20 protein-coding genes are annotated in these 20139 nt (G+C 59.0%); all 20 read left to right on the top strand.

Features of this window, described 5'->3' with window-relative positions:
• The first annotated feature begins 23 nt into the window (after window positions 1-23).
• The gene (locus tag SFX18_05280) at window positions 24-497 is read left to right on the top strand and encodes a hypothetical protein (protein ID MDX1962544.1); all 474 of its coding nucleotides are present in this window, start codon (window positions 24-26) and stop codon (window positions 495-497) included.
• Between the two features lie 109 nt (window positions 498-606).
• On the top strand, window positions 607-1590 hold the full coding sequence (locus SFX18_05275) for an ATP-binding protein (GenBank protein ID MDX1962543.1): 984 nt from the start codon (window positions 607-609) through the stop codon (window positions 1588-1590).
• Window positions 1587-3104 carry a sigma-54 dependent transcriptional regulator gene (locus SFX18_05270; protein ID MDX1962542.1) on the top strand — a complete coding sequence of 506 codons (1518 nt, stop codon included), beginning with the start codon at window positions 1587-1589 and terminating at the stop codon, window positions 3102-3104. The genes SFX18_05275 and SFX18_05270 overlap by 4 nt, the downstream gene beginning before the upstream one ends.
• 357 nt (window positions 3105-3461) lie before the next feature.
• Window positions 3462-3875: a flagellar basal body rod protein FlgB gene (gene flgB, locus SFX18_05265; protein ID MDX1962541.1), complete on the top strand. Its 414-nt coding sequence runs from the start codon at window positions 3462-3464 to the stop codon at window positions 3873-3875.
• 189 nt (window positions 3876-4064) lie between these two features.
• Window positions 4065-4487, top strand: coding sequence for a flagellar basal body rod protein FlgC (gene flgC / locus SFX18_05260; GenBank protein MDX1962540.1), 423 nt, complete (start codon window positions 4065-4067; stop codon window positions 4485-4487).
• 77 nt (window positions 4488-4564) lie between these two features.
• Window positions 4565-4873 carry a flagellar hook-basal body complex protein FliE gene (gene fliE / locus SFX18_05255; GenBank protein ID MDX1962539.1) on the top strand — a complete coding sequence of 103 codons (309 nt, stop codon included), beginning with the start codon at window positions 4565-4567 and terminating at the stop codon, window positions 4871-4873.
• Between the two features lie 143 nt (window positions 4874-5016).
• On the top strand, window positions 5017-6717 hold the full coding sequence (locus tag SFX18_05250; GenBank protein ID MDX1962538.1) for a hypothetical protein: 1701 nt from the start codon (window positions 5017-5019) through the stop codon (window positions 6715-6717).
• A gap of 108 nt (window positions 6718-6825) precedes the next feature.
• Window positions 6826-7959 carry a FliG C-terminal domain-containing protein gene (locus SFX18_05245; protein MDX1962537.1) on the top strand — a complete coding sequence of 378 codons (1134 nt, stop codon included), beginning with the start codon at window positions 6826-6828 and terminating at the stop codon, window positions 7957-7959.
• 78 nt (window positions 7960-8037) lie between these two features.
• Window positions 8038-8703 carry a FliH/SctL family protein gene (locus SFX18_05240; GenBank protein ID MDX1962536.1) on the top strand — a complete coding sequence of 222 codons (666 nt, stop codon included), beginning with the start codon at window positions 8038-8040 and terminating at the stop codon, window positions 8701-8703.
• Window positions 8704-9060: 357 nt separating this feature from the next.
• On the top strand, window positions 9061-10392 hold the full coding sequence (locus SFX18_05235; GenBank protein ID MDX1962535.1) for a FliI/YscN family ATPase: 1332 nt from the start codon (window positions 9061-9063) through the stop codon (window positions 10390-10392).
• 1 nt (window position 10393) lies between these two features.
• Entirely contained in the window at window positions 10394-10867 is a 474-nt protein-coding gene (gene fliJ, locus SFX18_05230) for a flagellar export protein FliJ (GenBank protein ID MDX1962534.1), read from the top strand.
• 3 nt (window positions 10868-10870) lie between these two features.
• The gene (locus tag SFX18_05225; GenBank protein ID MDX1962533.1) at window positions 10871-11569 is read left to right on the top strand and encodes a hypothetical protein; all 699 of its coding nucleotides are present in this window, start codon (window positions 10871-10873) and stop codon (window positions 11567-11569) included.
• 158 nt (window positions 11570-11727) lie between these two features.
• Window positions 11728-13449, top strand: coding sequence for a flagellar hook-length control protein FliK (locus SFX18_05220; GenBank protein ID MDX1962532.1), 1722 nt, complete (start codon window positions 11728-11730; stop codon window positions 13447-13449).
• A gap of 49 nt (window positions 13450-13498) precedes the next feature.
• Window positions 13499-13921, top strand: coding sequence for a flagellar hook capping FlgD N-terminal domain-containing protein (locus tag SFX18_05215; GenBank protein MDX1962531.1), 423 nt, complete (start codon window positions 13499-13501; stop codon window positions 13919-13921).
• A gap of 145 nt (window positions 13922-14066) precedes the next feature.
• Window positions 14067-16505, top strand: a complete 2439-nt coding sequence (locus SFX18_05210) for a flagellar hook-basal body complex protein (GenBank protein MDX1962530.1) — start codon at window positions 14067-14069, stop codon at window positions 16503-16505.
• Window positions 16506-16649: 144 nt separating this feature from the next.
• Entirely contained in the window at window positions 16650-16898 is a 249-nt protein-coding gene (locus SFX18_05205; GenBank protein ID MDX1962529.1) for a flagellar FlbD family protein, read from the top strand.
• A gap of 187 nt (window positions 16899-17085) precedes the next feature.
• Entirely contained in the window at window positions 17086-17790 is a 705-nt protein-coding gene (locus SFX18_05200) for a flagellar basal body-associated FliL family protein (GenBank protein ID MDX1962528.1), read from the top strand.
• Between the two features lie 109 nt (window positions 17791-17899).
• Window positions 17900-18484 carry a flagellar motor switch protein FliN gene (gene fliN, locus SFX18_05195; protein MDX1962527.1) on the top strand — a complete coding sequence of 195 codons (585 nt, stop codon included), beginning with the start codon at window positions 17900-17902 and terminating at the stop codon, window positions 18482-18484.
• An 80-nt stretch (window positions 18485-18564) separates the two neighbouring features.
• A complete protein-coding gene (locus SFX18_05190) occupies window positions 18565-19677 on the top strand; it encodes a flagellar biosynthetic protein FliO (GenBank protein ID MDX1962526.1) in 1113 nt (370 codons plus the stop codon).
• Window positions 19678-19728: 51 nt separating this feature from the next.
• Window positions 19729-20139, top strand: a 411-nt coding sequence (locus SFX18_05185) for a hypothetical protein (GenBank protein ID MDX1962525.1), incomplete at its 3' end; no start/stop codon positions are given.

The raw sequence follows: 20139 nt of genomic DNA, 5'->3' as shown, positions 1-20139 counted from the left end.
TTCGCGATTTTAATCAGTGATTCATGATGCCCACCCCCCATACCATCCCCGTCGCCGCTGCCGAACTTTTGCGGCTGAAGGTTGCGCTCTTGGAGCGGCTTTGGGAATTGGGCCAGCGGCAGATGGAACTGGTCCAGAACGAGGATTTTACGGAATTGTTCAAATTGCTGGGTGTGAAGCAGCGGTTGTTGGGTGGACTGGGAAGTTTGCAGCGGGATTTGGCCGAATGGCAACGGCAAGACCCCGCCCAGCGGGTGTGGAATTCCGCGACCGAACAGGAAGAGTGTCAGGCGAGTGTAACCCGGTGCGAAGAGTTGTTGCGGCTGATCATGGCCCAAGAGCAGTACTGCGAAACGCAAATGATCTCCCGGCGTGATTCGGTGGCGTCCCAATTATTGGGTCTGGAGCAAACTCTGGCCGCGCGGCAGGCGTATGACGCGCAAGAAACCCCCGCTGGTGAACTACCCGCGCAGCTCGATTTGTGCGCGGATGGCTAAAGGCAAAAAAACCGATGGACAGCGCCCGGCGGCTGATTTGCCCGACACACATTGTTAGCTTTGACACAATCAGACGGATCTTATAATTTTTTTTCGAAAGCTCCCCGCCATGCCAATTCCGCAAACCAATGTAAACCTGGGCGCGTCCCCCCCGGATCAGGATTTGCGTTTGATCCTGGAGGCCTGGCAAGGCGCGACCCAGCGCCTGGAACAAACCCACGAAACACTCCGGGGCGAAGTGCATCGCCTGACGGCGGAACTAGAAATAAAAAATCGCGAATTGGCCCGCAAAAACCGGCTGGCCGACCTGGGCCAAATGGCCGCGCATATCGCCCATGAGGTGCGCAATACCTTGATGCCGGTCCGATTATACGTCAGCCTGCTGGAACGAAGGCTGCGCGAGGATGCCGAAGGGATGCGGCAACTAGAACAAATTCAAGCGGGGCTGACCGCGCTCGAATCCACGGTGCAGGACCTGCTTCACTTTACGGTCGAACGGGAAGTACAAGCGGTGGAATTCGCCGTGTTGCCGCTGATCGACGCGACGCTGGACTCCTTGGCCCCGCAGTTCGCGGCCCAGCGGGTCGTTTGTCATCGCGACTTGGGCGTGGACCGCCTATTGTGGGCCGATCCCGATTTACTGCGCCGCGCGCTGTTAAACTTGGCCCTCAATGCGCTGGATGTGCTTCCCCGGGGAGGGGAGATCACCGTGACGGCCGTCAGCACCAGTCGCGGCTGGGAATTAGAGATCGCCGATAATGGGCCCGGCTGGACGACGGAGCAACTACGGCGCGCGACCGAGCCGTTTTTTACCACCAAGGCCCACGGGACCGGCCTGGGATTGGCCATTGTGGAACGGATTGTCACCGCGCATCGCGGAGAGTTGCTGTTGCACAATTGTCCCGAAGGAGGGGCGGCGGTGACGATTTGCCTTCCGGCGTCCCGCGCCGGGGAATATCACGCGGGGGATGATGCGCCACACACGTTGCCGCATCCCTCTTTATTGAGGAATCATTCCGCGCCGCGCACCACCGCTATTCCCCCTTACCAGCCGGGAACGCAACCTTCGCACCTTCGGGAGAAAGTGGCATGAGTCGATTATTGGCCAAATCCCCCTCGTCCCAGTCGCCGCGTATCTTGGTGGTGGATGACCACGATGCCGCGCGCAACTCGATGGCCGACGTGCTGACCTCCGTTGGTTACCATGTCGCCGGCGCGGCCAGCGCGCCCGTGGCCCTGGAAAAACTGTCACACGAGGCGTACGACATTATCATCACCGACCTGCAAATGCCCGGCATGAATGGGCTAGAGTTTGTGCAGGCGCTGCGGCAATGTCCGCATGGCGCGCAAATCATCATGGTCACCGCGCATGCTTCGGTGGCGACCGCCGTGGCCGCGATGCGGCATGGGGCCTTTGATTATTTGGAAAAACCGTTTGGCCTGACGCAGCTTGAACAAGTCGTGGAGCGGGCGCTCGCGCATGGCGCGTCCTGGGACCAGGCGCCCCTGGCAGCCGCGCAGGCGACCCCCGTCGCGCCGCAGTTGCTGGGAGATAGTCCGGCCATGTGCCGGCTGCGCGAACGCATCGCCGCTGTCGCCGACACCCCGGCCACCGTCCTGATCACCGGGGAAAGCGGCACCGGCAAGGAACTGGTCGCGCGGGCCATTCACTCTCTTAGCGGCCGCTCGGCGGCCCCGCTGATTAGCTTGAATTGCCCGGTGCTGTCCGCTCAATTGCTCGAGAGCGAACTGTTTGGCCATGAAAAGGGAGCCTTTACCGGGGCCGATGCGCCGCGGGTGGGGCGGTTTGAATTGGCCGATCAGGGGACAATTTTGTTGGATGAAATTTCCGAGATTGAATTGCCGGTGCAGGCCAAGTTATTGCGCGTGCTGCAGGAACGCTGTTTTGAACGGGTCGGCGCGAGTAAAACTCAAACCGTGGATGTGCGAGTGCTGGCGACAAGCAACCGCAATCTGCCGGCTGAAATCCAGGCGGGCCGTTTTCGCGAAGATTTGTATTACCGGCTGGCGGTCGTGCCGCTGGAGTTGCCTCCCCTACGCACGCGCCTCGCCGATGTGCCCGAATTGGCCGCGCACTTTTTACAAGCCGCGGCCCAGCGGATGCAGCGGTCCGTCGTCGAATTGACCCCGGACGCGCTGCGGGTCCTGACCGAACATGCCTGGCCCGGCAATGTGCGCGAGCTGGAAAACCTGATGACCCGCGCGACCGTGCTGTGCCAGGGAGACGCCGTGCGGGCAGACGATTTACGCGATTGGCTGATTTCCGCGCCGCAAAACTCCCGCGAACCCAGACACGCTTTGGCCGAACACCCTCCGGCGGCGGTTGTGCCGCAGGCGGGTATGGCCCGGCCTTTGACCCCATCCAGTTGCGACCCGCCCCGCGCTATTCCCGCGGCCCCGCTAAGCATGCACGAGATGGAACGACAACTGATCGAAGAAACGCTGGAAAGATTTGAGGGGCATCGGGCCAAAACAGCAGCGGCGCTGGGCATTGGCGTGCGCACCCTCTCCGGCAAACTTAAATTGTATGGTTATACCCCCCGGTCCAAGCCACCGGCGTCGGCGGCGAGGGCCAGCGCGGCCTGACGATCGGCAATTTCCGCCGCTAGCGGAGATTTTTAGCATGGGTGCATGGCAAAACCTGCCGCTCAACAAGATACACAAACTTGGCATGCGGGGCGGTTTGACAAGGTAACGAAAAAGCGTGAAAAGAGGCAGATTGGCTTATTTCCGCAAATTTCCCCATAAAAATCCCCGAGCATTTTCCCCATCGGCTGGAGCCGAGTTGCTTTTTTGTCGGGCTGGCATGCGGTTTGCCAAAGAGTTAGCAGGCTCTTTGACAATACGACTTGCTAGAACATGCTGACTTGCTAATTCGTTTGATCTTGTCGCGGAGTAATATTTCGCACATTAAATGACGTTTCTTGCCGGGGAGGTTAATGCATGCTCAATGGCTTATTGCAAAACACGACCGTGCCGATCTTGGAGCAGGTGGTGAATTTTTCCCAGGCGCGACACAACCTGTTGGCGGGAAATATCGCGAACTTGGACACTCCCGGCTATCAAGCGCGGGATTTGTCGACCACCCAATTTGAAAGCCACCTGCAACAACTGGTGGAGGAACGGCGCCAGCCCGCGCTAGAGACCGACTCCGCTAGCATGTTGCCCGAGTTGGCGGGGAGCGGCCGCAATTCCGACCTAGCCTGGGGAACGGTGATGCGACACGATCTGGTCGATGTGACGCTGGAAGAGCAGATCGCCCAGCTTTCCAAAAACCAGATGCAGCACAACCTGGCAATTTCCATCATGACCAGTCAATTTCGACTATTGCAGGCGGCGATCAGCGAGCGGGCCTAGTTACGCCCCTGATAGGCGTGTTGCTGCTAAAAAATCAGAAAATAAAAAGAACTAATAAAGAATCCCGTTTGCTAGCGGGCTCTTTTGTAAATTTCTCCCTTGCGATCGCCCGCCGGTTTGCGGCATAATTCGCCGCTTTTCTAGCCGCCCTGTGTCAGGCGGCGATCCTCGGTCCCAAGGGAACACCCCATGTACACCGCCCTGGATATTAGCACCAGCGCCCTGGTCGCGCAGCGCGTCCGGCTTAATACCATTGCCAGCAACATGGCCAACCTCAGCACCACCCACAATGAACTGGGCGAGGCGGTCCCCTTTCAGCCGAAGTTCGCGGTCTTTCAGACGGATGGGGCGGTGCACACTCCGGAGGGAGCCGCCGGCGTGCGAGTGGCGGGAATTGAAACAGTGGCCAGCGAGCCGCGCTGGAAGTACCAGCCCGGACATCCCGACGCCCAAACCCAGGGTGCCCGCCAGGGATGGGTGGCTTATCCGGATATCAATCTGGTTGAGCAATCCGTTGACGCCCTGGAAGCGACCCGCGCGTATGAAGCGAATGTGGGCGTGATCGAAATGACCAAATCACTGGGCCAGGCGACGTTAAAGATACTCGGTTAAACACCGCTGCATACGCCAGCGGGGGGCCGCGGGTTTTCCCAGCGGCCAGGTAAGAAAAATCAACAGCCTTGGTAGCCATGAACAGTATTCACACCAATTTATCCGGCTCCAGCCTGGTCAGCGGCGTGACCAGTTTGTCGAGCTTGCAACAGGCTAAAACGGCCAATGGCCAGTTCGCGGACACGCTGCTGAATTCGCTACAGCAGGTGAATAACCTGCAGCAGGACGCGGACCGCGCGGTCGAGGCCTTATTTACTGGACAAGGGGGAAACCCGGCCGAAGTGTTGACGGCGGTGCAAAAAGCCGACCTGGCTTTTCGCACGATGATGCAGATTCGCAATAAGTTGATGGCGGCATACGATGAGATTAAAAACATTCGCGTGTAATTCGTAAGTAGCAGGCACCGTCCCTAGCCCGCCGCGTCAGCCAGGGATAACCCGCACCGTACCGGGGCAGAGAGTAATTACACACACCGAGTTTTGGTCATGGCAAGAAACACCGGCTAAGCCCCTTTTATTTTGGTCAAAACATGGACGTTTTGAATCAGTTGCTGGCGCAGATGAATAGCGTGTACCGCTCGCTGTCCGTCGGCGCACGGATTGTGGTGACGCTGCTCTTGGCGGTGGTCGTGATTGGCACGGCCTATCTTTTTAATAACCAATTGACCCCGCCCAATTCGTTTTTGTTTGGGGGGGAGGCGGTCAGTTCCAGCGAAATCGGCGCGATCGAGGCCGCGTTTGGCAAGGCGGGGCTGAAAAACTATGTGTTGGAGGGGAACCGCATCCGCGTGCCACAAGGCGAGGCCTCCACCTATATGGCGGCGCTGGCCGATGCGAACGCCCTCCCCGCCAATGCGCTGTCTTATATCAAAAAATCACTGGATGACGGCGGCTTTTGGGAAAGTAAATCCAAGCAGTCCGAACGGCTCAAGTACGGCATGCAGATGGAGTTGACCCAACTGATCAGCAAGATGCAGGGAATCGAAAGCGGCAGCGTCCTGTATGACATCAAGGAAGAAGGGGGCTTGACCCGCCGCAAAATTTATTCGGCCTCCGTCGGGGTCAAGACCATTGGCGGCGTGGCCCTGGAGGAAGAGCGCGTCCAGGCCATACGCCACCTGGTGGCGGCGGCCTTTGCCGGCATGCAACCCGAAAGCGTCGCCGTGACCGACTTGGCCAACAATCGCGTTTATCCCGCCGGGCGCGCGGGAGAGGTGGCCAGTGGCAGCCTCGACCCCTACAACCAGACCAAGCTGGCCCACGAGCGCAACTGGCATGAAAAGATACGCCAGGCCTTGGCGTATGTGCCGGGGGCCGTGGTCGCGGTCAATGTGCAGCTCAATCCGCAATTGGAGGAAACCGAGCGCAAGACCAGCCTTGATTCCAAGACGATCTTGCTCACCCAGCAAGAAAACTCCGAAACCAGCACGCAGGTGCTTCCCGCCAACACGGGGCGTCCCGGCCTGGCCGCCCAGGGGGGAGTCAGCAACGCTCCGCAAAGCCTGGCCGCGGCCGCCAGCGCCGCGGGCCGCAACGAGAAGGAAATAAGCACGGTGAATAACCGCTATGCCACCCCCGGCAGCGACACCGTCATCAAACGGGCCCCCCTGACCCCCAGCGTGGTCACGGTCAGCATTGGCGTGCCCGCCAGCTATTACGAAAAACTGTGGCAGCAACAAAATCCCCCCGCCGCCGGCCAGCCCGCGCGTAAGCCCACGATTAATGAACTTAACCAAATCGAAACCACCGAACGGACCAAGATCGTAAACTTTGTGCGTAAACTGCTGCCATACAAAGAAGGCGTCGATCCCGATAAGGACACGACCAATCTGGTCCAGGTCACCATGTTTCATGATCTGCCCCAGGCCGAGATCCCCGCGCCCGAACTGTCCGCCACGGCGTTATCCTGGCTGGAGAAAAATTGGAGCAGTCTAGGGACGGGATTCTTGGGCCTGATGGGTTTGGTCATGCTGCGGTCGCTGGTGCGGGGTATTCCCACTCCTCCGGCCCCTCCCGAACCCGAACCCGCCCCGGCGGCGGCCTCCGCGGCCAACCCCACCGGTGAAACTCCCGCTGGGGGTGATCCCGCCGCCAATCCGGCCAATCAAGTTAAACGCCTGCTTCGTCGCAATAAATCCGGAAATTCCCTGCGCGAGGAACTGGTGGAAATCGTCCGCGAAGATCCCGATACCGCGGCCAATGTCTTGCGCAGTTGGATCAGCGGTCCCTAAACACCTGAACCATTTTTTTCCCCCAACACGTTCAGCGTCGTCCAGCGATTGTTTGCCCAAAAATTGTGACCCTTCTGCCGGAGGGCCTTGCCGGAGCTTTAATACGATATGCCATCCTTGACAACCTTGACACCCCTGGAAAAAGCCGCCGTGTTGATCTCGACATTGGATCGGGATTCGGCCGATCGACTGCTCGAGCAAATGACGCCCGCCCAGGCCCAGTTGGTGCGGCGGGCGGTTTTGGATTTGGATGATATTTCCCCCGAGACGCAACAAGCGGTGTTGGCGGAATTTTTAGGGGGCGCTCCCGCGATAGGGACCACCACCGCGAAGATATCACCGTTGGAGGAGGAATTTACCGAAGACGAAGTAACCTACACCTCTGGTCCCGGCGGCGTGGAACTTTCGCTGCATCATAATGAACAGCCGGCGGTCACATATGAGGGGGATGTTTCGGCGGCGTGGCCCGGTTCGTCGGCGCGGCCGGTGGATCCATTCGCCGCGTTGCATGCGGCCGAAAGCGATTTGCTGCTGCGACTACTGGAACGGGAACAACCCCAGACGGTGGCGGTGGTGTTGGCCCATTTACCCCCTTCCCGCGCTGCGGAATTGCTGGCCAAATTGCCCCAGCGGCAGCAAGTGGATCTGGCCCGGCGGATGATCGACCTGGATGTGACCGACTCGGCGGTGTTGCAAGAGATCGCGGCGGTCTTTACCCGCGAAGTCGAACAGCACACGCGGCAACAGCGCCGCCGCGCCAGCGGCGTGCATCGCCTGGCTGAAATTTTAGCTGTCTCCGCCGAAACCACCGAACACCAGGTACTACAAAATTTGCCCCATTTGCGCGAAGAGCTGGCACCCCGGCTGCGGGTACTCCGCGCTCCCCGCGCAGCACCCCTGGACTCACTGCGGGACCAGCGGGTTTCCACTCGCGCGTTGTTTGCGGATTTTCAACGGCTGGACCCCCGGCACGCGCTGCATGTTCTGCAAATTTCCGATCCCGGGGACGCCGTCCTGGCCTTGGCCAGCGCGGAGGCCGATTTTGTCCAATCCGTGGGTCGGGAATTGCCCAGACACCAGGCCGTCCAGTTGTTGGACGCGATTCGCCAGGTGGGGCAGGCGACCGCGGCGGAGCGTGCCGCTGCCCAGGCGGCGGTGATTCGCACCGCGTTGGAGTTAGGTTATTTGCGCGCTGGGCCCGCCGCCGCGTACCCAGATAAACCGCGCCAGTTGGCTGCTTAATCGGCTCCAGATTAGCGCCGCGCCGAAAGAGATTTTTTTACAACCATTTTTTGACCGCCAGAGCAAGATTTATCCCCTATGTCCACCGTCATCAAAAGCGGGACCGGCCGCGCCGTCCAACGAATGGCGTTTAATCTGGATGATTTGAGCCAGCAGGCCCAAACTTATCTTGAGCAAGTGCGCGTCCAGGCCGCCCAGATTGTGGTGGAAGCCCAGAAGCAGGCGGAGTTATTAAAGTCCCGGGCGCAGACGGAGGGTCAGAACGCCGCGCGCGTCGCCGCCGAAAAGATCCTGGATGAAAAAATTTCGCACAAACTGGAACACCTGTTGCCGGCCCTGCGGCAGGTCATTGCCGAACTAGCGGATGAAAAGCAATCCTGGCTGCGGCATTGGGAAGCGACCGCGGTCACCCTGGCCGCCAAGATCGCCGAAAAACTGCTCCGCGCTGAATTAACCCAACAACCCGATTTGCCGGTCAAATTGGTGCGCGAGGCGCTGGATATGGCGACGGGCGCGACCCAGATTCGAATTTTGCTAAATCCCCAGGACCACGCCGCGCTGGGCCCCCAAATTTCGCAAATTACGGGGGAGTTTCGCCGGATCGCCCAGGCCGAGATTGTGCCCGATCCCGCGATTAGCGCCGGGGGTTGCCGCATCCTGACCCAACACGGAATGATCGATCAAACCATCTCCGCCCAACTAGAGCGCATCATTAGCGAACTAACGGGCCAAAACGAAAGTTGAGAACAAACACCGCCACAAGTACGGCTTGCGGGGTCGGGAGCCTGACACGGTGAAACTGTAGTTAATAAGTGGACATAGGTGAAGAAGACTCGCGAATCCTGTGTGTTGCTAGGGAGGGACGTGAAAGTTATGAACCGGGCCGTTGGCCCAACCATGATTTAATTCCCAATTACCTAGGGCGACGCTGCGCTTGCCCTAGGCTGGGATAGGTCGGGCCTTTGGCCCGCAGGGATCAAACGTTGTCGGCTATTAAGCAATTGACGCCATCGGCCCTCAAGGACTTGGATAACAAACAAATATCCGAACAAGCATAGTATTCAACGGTTAGCGGCACAAATAAATCGCGGATCGAAGCGTATGACAGAACTTTTGGAACAACTCGAACGCATTTTGCCGACCATGCTCACGGGTAAAGTGGTGCGGACGGTCGGCATGACGGCGGCGGTGGCGGATTTTCCCGCTCCCGTGGGGGCCTTGGTCGAAATTGACCGCGCCCACGAAGGGCCGTTGCGCGCCGAAGTGATCGGCTTTCAGGATGAACTGACGCTATTGTACCCGTATGCGGCCTTGGGTGGCGTGCGGCATGGCAATAACGTCCGGCTGGTCAGGACCGCCCGCTGGCTGCGGGTCGGAGATCAATTGTTAGGGCGGGTGGTGGATGCCGGAGGCGAGTGCATTGACGGGCGGCCGCAGCCCGCGCTCAGCCAGCGCGTGCCGCTTGATCGTAATCCTCCCCTGGCCACCAGCCGTCCCCGGATCGATACCCCCTTGGGGACTGGAATTCGGGCGGTGGATGGTTTGCTGACCTGCGGCAAAGGTCAACGGATGGGGATCTTTGCCGGATCGGGCGTGGGAAAAAGCGTCACCCTGGGCATGATGTCCCGCTATACAGCGGCGGATGTGATCGTCATCGGCCTGATCGGCGAACGGGGGCGCGAGGTCAATGAATTCATCGAGCGGGATTTAGGTCCCGCCGGATTGGCGCGCAGCGTGGTGGTTGTTGCCACCAGCGACGAACCGGCCTTGCGTCGCGTGCAAGCCGCATATACCGCCACCGCCATTGCCGAGGCGTTTCGCGACCAGGGAAAAGACGTGCTCTTATTGATGGATTCGGTAACGCGGTTTGCCATGGCCCAGCGCGAAATTGGCCTGGCGGCGGGAGAACCCCCCACCACTCGCGGCTATCCGCCGTCGGTGTTTGCCCTCTTGCCGCGATTGGTCGAGCGCGCGGGACGGTCCCCCCTGGGAAGTATCACGGGGTTTTATTCGGTCTTGGTCGAAGGAGACGACCCGCAGGAACCGATTGCCGACACGATGCGGGGGCTGCTGGATGGGCATACGTGGCTATCGCGCAAGCTGGCCGGGAGGGGGCATTATCCGGCAATCGACTGTCTGGTCAGTTTAAGCCGTTTAATGAATGACATCGTCCCCCGGACGCACTTGGACGGGGCATTGGCCCTGCGCGAATTGCTGGCCGCGTATCGCGATCACGAGGATTTGATCAGTATTGGCGCCTATCGCAAAGGGGCCAATCGCCAGGTGGACGCGGCGATCGACCTTTTGGATGAAATGCACAAGTTCCTGCGGCAGCGCGTGGATGAGCGCGTCACCCTGGCCGATGCCCAGGCGTCGCTGGCACAGTTGCACACCAAAATCCAAGCCCGGCTCAACCTCAAAACGGTGAATTAAGATGCCGCCGTTTCAATTTCGCCTGCAAACCCTGTTACGGCTGCGCGAAGCGGACCGCGATGACAAACGCGCGGAACTGGCGGCCGCGCTGCAAGCGGAAGAAATCGTTCATGAGCGAGTGCGCGCGCTGGACCGCGAAACCGCCGCTACCCGCCAAGCCAGCCGGCAAGAGCTGGCCCGGGGGACGGTAAATGTCGATACCTTGGTGGAGCGGCAGAGGTACGAATATCAATTAACGGCGGAACGCGCCGCCACCGAACAGCAGCGGCAGTTGATCCTGGCCGAGATCGAACAGCGGCGCGAACGACTAGCCCGCGCCGACCAGGAAGTGCGGGTGCTGGAACGCCTGCGGGAAAACCAGTGGGAACAGTGGCGGGCCGGGGAGTTGCGCGGTGAACAGCAACTGTTTGACGAATTGGCCTTGCGCGTCAGCGGGCAACGGGAAATTCCCGCTCGCCAAGCCGGCGGAGACTAAAACATGGGAAAATTATTGGGTTTATTCGGCACCGTCATGGTGTACTTTTGCGTGGCTTCCATGATCACGCTGGGCCTGTTGGCGGTCTATGCCAAGTCCCAGGGATACCTGGAGCCGCAAAAGGTGGCGATGATGCTGGCCGTCGCGCGGGGAGAAGCCCTGCCCAACGCCGCCGCCCAACCCGCGCAGAAAGTGGATGACAAACCCAAAACATTCGCGGAGTGGGAGCGTCAAAACCAGGTTCGCGAAAAAGACCTCGACCTGCGTGAGCAAGCGATCAAAAGCGAGTCGCTGCTGCTGGAGGGGGAGCGGCTCAAGCTGTTGGAAAAGATCGAAAATTTTGCGGCGGAAAAGCGGTTTTACTCCGAAAACCTGAATAAGTTGATCACCACCAAAGAAGATGAGGGACGGGCGGCGATTCGGCAAATTTGGGAATCGGTCAAACCGAAGCAAGCCAAGGAACTGATGTTGACGATGATTAATAAAGGAGAGAACGAGGAAGTCGCCCGCATCTTTAGCTTTATGCCGATCGCCAAGCAAGCCAAGATCATCGCCGAATTCAAGACGCCCGAGGATCAAATCAAAATCGACGAACTCCTGCGGTTATTGCGACTCGACCGACAATCGTTGCCAACCTTTGATGGAGAGACCACCGAGTCCGCGCCCGAACCTTCGGTTTCACCCGGCGCGGCGGGAAGTTAGAGCGACTCATAGCAGGAACGAATGTTAGGGATTCACCGTTCAAATATTTTGGGAGTTATTCATGATGCGGGGTGCTTGGCATTAAAGCTTTGTTTTCCCCGCTTAACACCCTGACACGCGGGCCTGACACATTTACCATTTGCGCATGGATTATTAACATGGCGGATTTTACTTTGACCGGCGCGAGTACCGCTTTTCAACGACTGCGCGCGTTGCCGGGCCAGGCCACGACAACAGTTGCGCGCGCCGAAACCTTGTCCCATGCCGCCCCTCCCCCCACTGCTTCCCCTCGCGAGATGAGGGGGGCAACCCCGCGGGTCGAGCGAAACCGTGACGAGCGGGAACGGGAATTCGCCTCTACCCTGCAATCCGCCCGCAACAACCGCCCCGCTAATAACCCGCCGCCAACCGCTTCTGAGCGTGCGGCAACAGCAAAACAGGGACCACGACGGGAAAATGACGCCCAGCCGGAACAGACACAATCGACCCGCGACTCCCAGGCTCCAACATCCCACCACGACGTAGCTTCCGCAAACGGGGGCCAGCCCGCCTCGACGGACGCTGGTCGACCCGTTGGGGAGGAGGCCGATACCAACCAGGCTACTAAAGGGGACGACGGGGCGGGGATTACCAACCAGCCCGTCAACGCCAGTCTGAAACCGGTCGATGCGGCCTTAGAAAGTGATACAGTGGCTGAGTCAACCGCGGTGGAACTAGCAGCCAGTTTGGCCGCACTAGCACCCACCGCATCCACTCCCGCCAATCTTGCGTTGCCGGGCGAGGAAACCACTGACCCAGAACTTTCCACTACCGAATTGGTGTTAACGGAGGGGACGGAATCAGGCATAGAGATTGCCGCGCCTGATTCCCTGGCGAGTTCCGCCGTTGGTGTTACCCCGAGCGAGTCCAACCCACTGCTCCAGCCCCACGCAAATCCTGCGCTGCCGGCGAAAGCCACACCCACCGATCAAAACCCTCCCAGTCAGTCCCCTGGTTCTGATCCTGCCGCGTTGCCGCTAGCGGTCGCGGGTAACCTTTCCTTAGCGGGCAAATCCACCACGGATCCAGCCTCCCCGGATTCAACGGATGAGCCCGTCCCCACCACCGCCGAATTGCTGAAAAAAGCCAAATCCCGTGGCGAGGGTGACTCTTCCACCGAGGCCGAGTTAGCCGCCGCGGAGCTGGTTCAAGCGCTGGCCACTCAACTCGACGTCACTAGCGTCGCCACACAGAATACGGACACAGCGTCGGACGCCACGAGCAAAGAGACTTCCGCGCACGCAAACCCCGTTGCCACCCCCGCATCGCCAGGGGGCACGCCCTCCCCACCCGCTGGCGTCCCGCCACGTCCATTGGGCGCGTTAGCGCATTCCGCACCCACTAATCCCGCCGCTGATCAGGGCTCTTCCGCTTCCGCCGGCTCCCATCTGACTGAAATAGAGCGGGTGCGGCTGATCCAGCGCGTCGCCCGGGCGTTTCATTCGCTCGAGGACCAGGTGGGCGAATTGCGCCTGCGATTAAGCCCGCCGGAGCTGGGCTCGCTCAAACTGGAAGTCACCTATCGCGAGGGGAATTTGACCGCCCGGCTGGAGGCGGAAACCACGGCCGCGCGAAATATCCTGATGGAAAGTCTGCCGCAACTAAAAGAACGCCTGGCCGAGCAAAACGTGCGAATCGAGGCGTTTGAGGTTGATGTAAGCGACCAACAGCGATCCCCCGATGGTCAAGCCCGGGATTTTGCCGATCAGGCCCGGGAACGCCAAATTCAGCGAAATAATCGGCTTCCGGAGGGAAGCACTCCCGCCCGCGCCAACTTGTCAACAATCACCCGCAGTGTGCACGCCCCGCATCCACCGGGGGGATTGAATGTAATCGTTTGATCCCCAGGACCATTTTTTGAATTCATTTTCCGATTCGCTAGGATTACCCATGACCACCACTTCATCCGTCAGCGGCACGTCCAGCAGTTCCAACAATTCCTCCAACACCGCGCTGCAAAATATCGACACCGACGAGTTTTTGAAGCTAATGATCGCCGAACTACAAAACCAGGACCCCTTGGATCCGGCGGACAATACGCAACTGCTCACCCAGATTAGCCAGATTCGTCAGGTCTCGGCCAGCGATAAGTTGTCGTCCACGTTGGACTCGGTCTTGCTGGGCCAAAATTTGTCCAGCGGGACCAACCTGATCGGCAAAAAAATCGCCGCCCTGGGGGATGATCAGAAGGATCTGTCGGGCGTGGTGGACAAAGTGACCGTCGCGGGGGGGGTGGTTAAAGTCCACATTGGCGAGCGAACCGCGAGCTTGACCAACGTCCGTGAAATTTTACCCACGAACGCGGCATCGTAACCGCCCATATCGGTTGTGGCGGACTGGTTTATTCCGCCATTTCAACCACCCCGTGAATATATATTGCCATTTGAATTCAGGTTGTCCGTACCTATTCCATCCGTCCCCCATCCCTTAACACCATTTACCGCAGAAGGTTACCGCCATGGGTCTCGCATCCGCCCTCAATACCGCCCTCACCGGACTGAACGCCTCGGAAACGACGATCGACGTGGTGGGTAATAACCTGGCCAATGCCGGCACCGTGGGCTTTAAGGCCAGCGAAGCCAACTTTGCCACGCAGTTTTTGCAAACGCGCAGCTTGGGGTCCGGTCCCAGCGACCAATCCGGCGGCACCAACCCCCGTCAAATCGGTCTGGGCGTGCAAGTCGCCGAAATTACCCCGGATTTTTCGCAAGGGACGATCCAGGTTAGTTCCAGCCCCTCTGATTTGGCCATTCAGGGAGATGGGTTCTTTATTGTTTCCAATACCGGCAGCGATCAGTTTTATACCCGCAACGGCATCTTCAAGACGAACGCCTCGAACGAATTGGTCACGATTACAGGCCAAAAATTGCTAGGCTACGGGGTGGATCAAAACTTTGACATTCAATCCACCACCCTGCAGCCGCTGGTGATTCCCCTCGGGTCGGAAGCCGTGGCGCAGGCGACAGCGAATGTTTTTTTTGAAGGGACACTCACGCCGACGGGAGATGTGGCGAACACGGCGGAAATTATCCAAAGCGGCATCTTGGGCGACGCGCTGTATGATCATCCGTCATATCCGACGTCATCTACGGATATATTGGTGGCCAATCCGCCGACAGCGGGCGCTTTTGCCGGTGCCAGCGCGGGAGCGGGGGCGGCCCTGGCGGCGGGGACTTATATTTATCGAGTGGTGTATTACGGCAAGAACGGCACTGAAACGTCCTCCACCACGATTCCCGTGACACTTGGCGGGGCTTCCTCCGGCATCAATTTGACCAGCATTCCCACTGATGGAACGGGGGATTACACCGGCCGCCGGATTTATCGGACTCCCGTGGGGGGGACCACAACCAGCCCCGCTTATTTGGTGGCCGATCTGGCTAATCAAACGACCACTAGCTTTAACGACACAACCACCGACGCCGCGCTCGTAACCGGCAGCCTGCAAAATACGAATCTCCTTACGGGCCAGTATCAGTACTATGTGACATTTTCCAATACCAGCCTGGGGACCCTGGAAAGCCGCCCCTCCGCGATCGTGGGACCGATTAACGTCACAGGCGACCGGATCCGCCTGGATAATCTGCCAGCCCCCACGGGGGAATTTGCCGGACCCGGGGCTAGGATTAATATTTACCGCAACACCAGCAGCCAGACAACCACGTACTACCGACTGGCCACGATTGATCCCACGACCACGACGACCGGCGAAGTCTTTGTGGATAACGCCCTCGATTCGGCGATCATAGCCAATCCGGTGCTGGACTTTGACGGGCCAAAGATCAATTCCGGCACGCTCTTGTCCAATGTGGTGAGCCGCGACGGCAGCAATTATGAAAACTTGTTTGGTCCGGGGACGCTTTCCTTTGAGGGGATCAAAGGGGGACGCACGCTGGATGCCAAAACCCTGACCATTACCGCGGCTACGACGGTCCAAGATCTGGTGAATTTTATGCAGGATTCTTTTGGCATTCAGTTGCCCGACAGTTCCAATGGCATCCCCGTCGACATCACCGGAGCCCAGCCTGGGGGGAGCGTGCTAACCTCGGGACGGATTCAATTTATAGGAAACAATGGCGTGGATAACGCGCTGGATATCGGTCTGTCCGGTTTCAAATTTACCCCCACGGGATCAAACGAGGTCGAAACGCCCGATATGGGGTTTACCTCCACTCAAACCGCCAAGGGGCAATCCGCCGTGTCGGACTTTATCGTGTACGACTCGCTGGGTATCCCTCTCAACGTGCGGGTCACGGCGGTGATGGAAAGCCGGGACAGCACCTCCACCACGTATCGTTGGTTTGCCGATTCGCCGGATAATGATCCGCTGACGGGGACTAAGATTGCCGTGGGAACCGGCACAATTCGCTTTGACGGCGAAGGGAACGTGATTTCCTTTGATGAAAACACGGTCTCCATCGACCGCAGAAATGTTTCCTCTGTATCGCCCCTGGAATTTGATCTCGATTTTTCCAAACTTTCCGGTTTGGCCGCTAACCGCAGCACGTTGTCGGCTTCGCGGCAGGATGGGTCGGGAGCGGGGGAGTTATCCAGCTTTATCATCGGCGAGGATGGCATCATCCGCGGCGTGTTTAGCAACGGCACCTCCCGCGATCTGGGCCAGATTGTCTTAGCGCGGTTTGCAAATCCCACCGGTTTGGAGCAAAAAGGGGAAAATTTGTACTCCACCGGCGTCAACTCCGGGCTGCCCATTCAGGGACGTCCCGGCGAGCAAGGGATCGGCAGCATCATCGCCGGGGCGATCGAGCTGTCCAACACCGACATTGGCAAGAATTTGATTGATTTGATTCTGGCTTCTTCCCAATATCGGGGAAACACCCGGGTCGTCACCACAGCCCAGCAGTTGCTGGACGAGTTGTTAAATCTGCAACGGTAACCAGGAGAGCATCCGATTTACCCACGCCGTTGATTGACACAAGTCTGGGAACGGGCAGAATGAGTAAGGAGGGGGTGTCTGGCCCCTTCAGCGGGGCTAGAGGTAGAATTCGACCGTAAATTTACCATCCACATTATAAAACCCATGATCCGCCTGACGCGCATCAACGGCCAGCAATTCATCTTGAATGCCGAATTGATCCGCTACATCGAATCGCTCCCCGACACTTCCATCACCCTGACCGATGGCGACCGGTTGGTCGTGCGCGAGTCGCAAGAGGAAGTCTTGCGGTTGGCATTGGATTATCAACGGGCCAAAGTGCTTTTGCCCCCGATCGTTAGTTCCGCCATCGCCAAGAATCGCTCTTTGACCGGCGGAGAATGGCCCGCCTAACCGGCACAATCGGCTTAACTGCCCTCGATCCCCTCCGCGGATAAGGCGACACCGGTTCGCCGTTTGCCTGCCTCCCAGTCGCAAGCTAGTTTTGACATGATAAGCCGCGCGGTAATAAGAATGCGCCGGTCCGCCGTCGATTTTTTACCCCGCCCCACCCCCACCTGTTTGCGCTAAATCATTTCCCATGAGCAACGCCGCCCACGACGCCAAAGCCGAAGCCCCCGCCGCCGCTGGCAAGCCCGGGATCATGGGCCAGCTAAAAGTTGGCGGCATTATCGCCGGGATCGTGCTCATGCAGTGCGGACTGGCGTATTTTTTGTTGCCCGCGGCCCCCACGGCCGCCGCGACCGAGCAAAAAACCGATGCCGAGCACGGCTCCGGCGAACATGCCGCGGAAGGCCACGGGGATAGCCACGGCGACGAGCATGGGCATGGCCATGACGCCCATGGCGGCCACAAGGCCGAAACCCGCGAGGTGGACCTGGGCAAGTACTCCATCACCTCGTTTGACCAATCGACCAATAGCACGATTTTGATTGATTTTCACCTGTATGGCACGGTCGAAGCCGAACCGGAAACCAAAAAGGACGAAGCCGCCGACGCCCACGGCGGCGGGCATGGTGGCCATGGCGGAGGGCATGGCGCCCCTGCTAGCAAACCGGGTGCAGAACCGGAGGATGATAGCAAATTTGGCAAATTGCTAAAAAAGCATAAGCATCGTTTTCGCGACACGGTGATTGTCACCATTCGTAATTCTTCCAGCGTGGACCTTTCGGACCCCGCATTGGGATTGATCAAACGACAGATTTTAGCGAAAACTAACTCCCTCTTGGGCGAACCCTTGCTCAAAGAGATGATTTTTAGCGACTTTTCCGTCGTGCAGCAGTAAGTCCCGCCCGCCAGTTGCGGTCCATGATACCCGCCGAACGTGGTATCATAGACCCCCGCGCCGGGAATTACCGCTACGGACGAAAATAATTTCGCGGGAAAGGATTCCCATGGCCGATGACTCCATGCGCCTCAGTCAGGCGGAAATAGAACAACTCTTAGCGCAAACCGCGCCCGCCAGCACAGCTTCTCCCCCGTCGAGCGCGGGGTCCGCGTCTACGCCAGACGCCCCGGCCGCGAGCGAGCCTTCCCCAAGGAGCGCGGCAACCAGTGCTCCCCCCAAGGCATCACCCTCCCCCGCTCCCGAGTTGGGTAGCGACATTGATCTGCTCTTTCAACAAGCGGAACAGGCCCTGGCATCCATTAATGCCGCCGTTCCCGCGCCGCCGGATGTGGTGCCATTTCGACTGCCGGAATTCGCGGGCACCCCCGCCAATACAGAAAGCACCACGCTCGATCTGCTGCGCGATGTCGAACTCGAGGTAAAGATCGAGTTGGGACGCTCGCAAATGTACTTGGAGGACGTGCTCAAACTCAACCGCGGCGCGGTGGTCCCTTTGGATCGGCTGGCGGGGGATCCCGTTGATATTTATGTCAACGGCCGTTTGATAGCCCGGGGCGAGGTGTTGATTCTTAATGACAATTTCTGCGTGCGCGTGGCCGAATTGGTCGCGGGGGAACAGGCTGTCGCCTAGCCGCCATACGGGATGACGGTCGGATTGACTTTGCGGAAACAAAAAATACAAAACTTTAGATCATCACAGGCAGGCCACGGATGTCCCGCACAGAATTATCGCCCAACCTCGTTTCCCGACGTTTTAAAAACCACTGGCGGATAGTGCTGGCCTGCTGCGTAGCTTTAGCGGCTTATCCCTGGCGGGCAATTGGATTGCAGGCCCAGGAAGTGACACCTTGGAAACGATCCGGGACGGTGGAAACGACGAGGCAGCCGGGAGTTGCGGCCACTCCGGGGTCAAACGCGACGCCGCCCTCGGACACTCCCGCCGATTCGGCTCAATTCTTGTCTATCTTGCAACAGCGGTCCTCTACGGACAAAGCACAAGCCACGAGCCCCGTATCTCCGCCACGCATCCTCCCCTCCGTCGGACCCACCCCCCGTCCCCTGCCGCAACATCCATCTGACCAGGCTGTTACGCACAGTAGCGCCAATTTGACGGGCACTTCGCACAATCGCCCCCCCTCATCACCGGCCGCGACACCACTCCCGCGGCAGTCGCCGGCAAAGACGACTCCCCTGGTTTTGGCCGGACCCGCCGCCACGCCCCCAGTGGCAAAAAGCTCCAGCGGCTGGGTGACGATGCTGCTAAGCCTGGGACTGGTGATTGGCCTGTTTTTGATTTGCATGCAGTTGCTCAAGCGAACGCTACCCGCCGCCGGGCAAAAGCTGGGAAGCGATGTAGTCGGCTTATTGGGACAAGTTCCCTGGCAGGGGCGGCAGTCGCTGCAAGTGATCCGCTTTGGCAATAAACTCCTCCTGGTGGCGGTATCTCCCGCGGGATGCGACACCTTAACCGAAATCACCGATCCCCTGGAAATCGATCGCTTGGCGGGGCTGTGCGAACAGCGGCGCAAAGACAGCTCTAGCCGCGTGTTTGGTGAATTATTGGCCCAGTGGGGAACGGGGCGCGCCGGCAAAGATGCCGACCTGGATGATGCAGCGCCACAGTCCTCCGCAACGCAATCCTACCCCCCGCAACCATCCGCATCCCCAGGCGTTCTGGCCACGAGCGGCATTCAGCCAAACAGCGGGGGGACAGCGGGGCGCGCCGCAGGGGGGACCAGCCCCCTCGGGCCAGGATCATTTGCCGATAGTCAATTGGAAAGCGCGAGAAACAAGCTGGGTATGGCGACGCGGTTGCTCAGCTAAGGGATCAATTAACAAAAATACCACGTATTCAAAAGGAAACGGGAGGCCAGGATGGCCAATTGTTGCTTCAAACTTCGACCCGCACTGCTTGCCCCATTAATGCTGGGCTTGGGCGCGTGGTTGATGAGCGAATTGCCCGCCACGGCCCAGGAAGGGGCCAACACGGGAACCACATTGGGGCTTCCCTCGGGATTGGCCGCTGGTCCCGAGGCCTGGGCCAGTCCGGATGGGCTGTCCAGTGCGTTGCAGGTGATGCTGCTGTTGACCGTGCTCAGTTTGGCCCCAGCGGTTTTGCTCATGACAACTTGTTTTGTGCGAGTGATTGTTGTACTAGGACTATTGCGGCAGGCCCTGGGTACGCAACAATTGCCCCCCAGTCAGGTTCTAACATCCATTGCGCTTTTTCTGACGCTGCTCGTAATGACTCCCGTTTGGAAAGAAGCTTACGACCAGGGAATTGCT

The sequence above is a fragment of the Pirellulales bacterium genome (assembly GCA_033762255.1).
Taxonomy (GTDB): domain Bacteria; phylum Planctomycetota; class Planctomycetia; order Pirellulales; family JALHPA01; genus JANRLT01.
The sequence above is the reverse complement of the archived record's forward strand: the minus strand, read 5'-3'. Positions and strand labels throughout refer to the sequence as shown.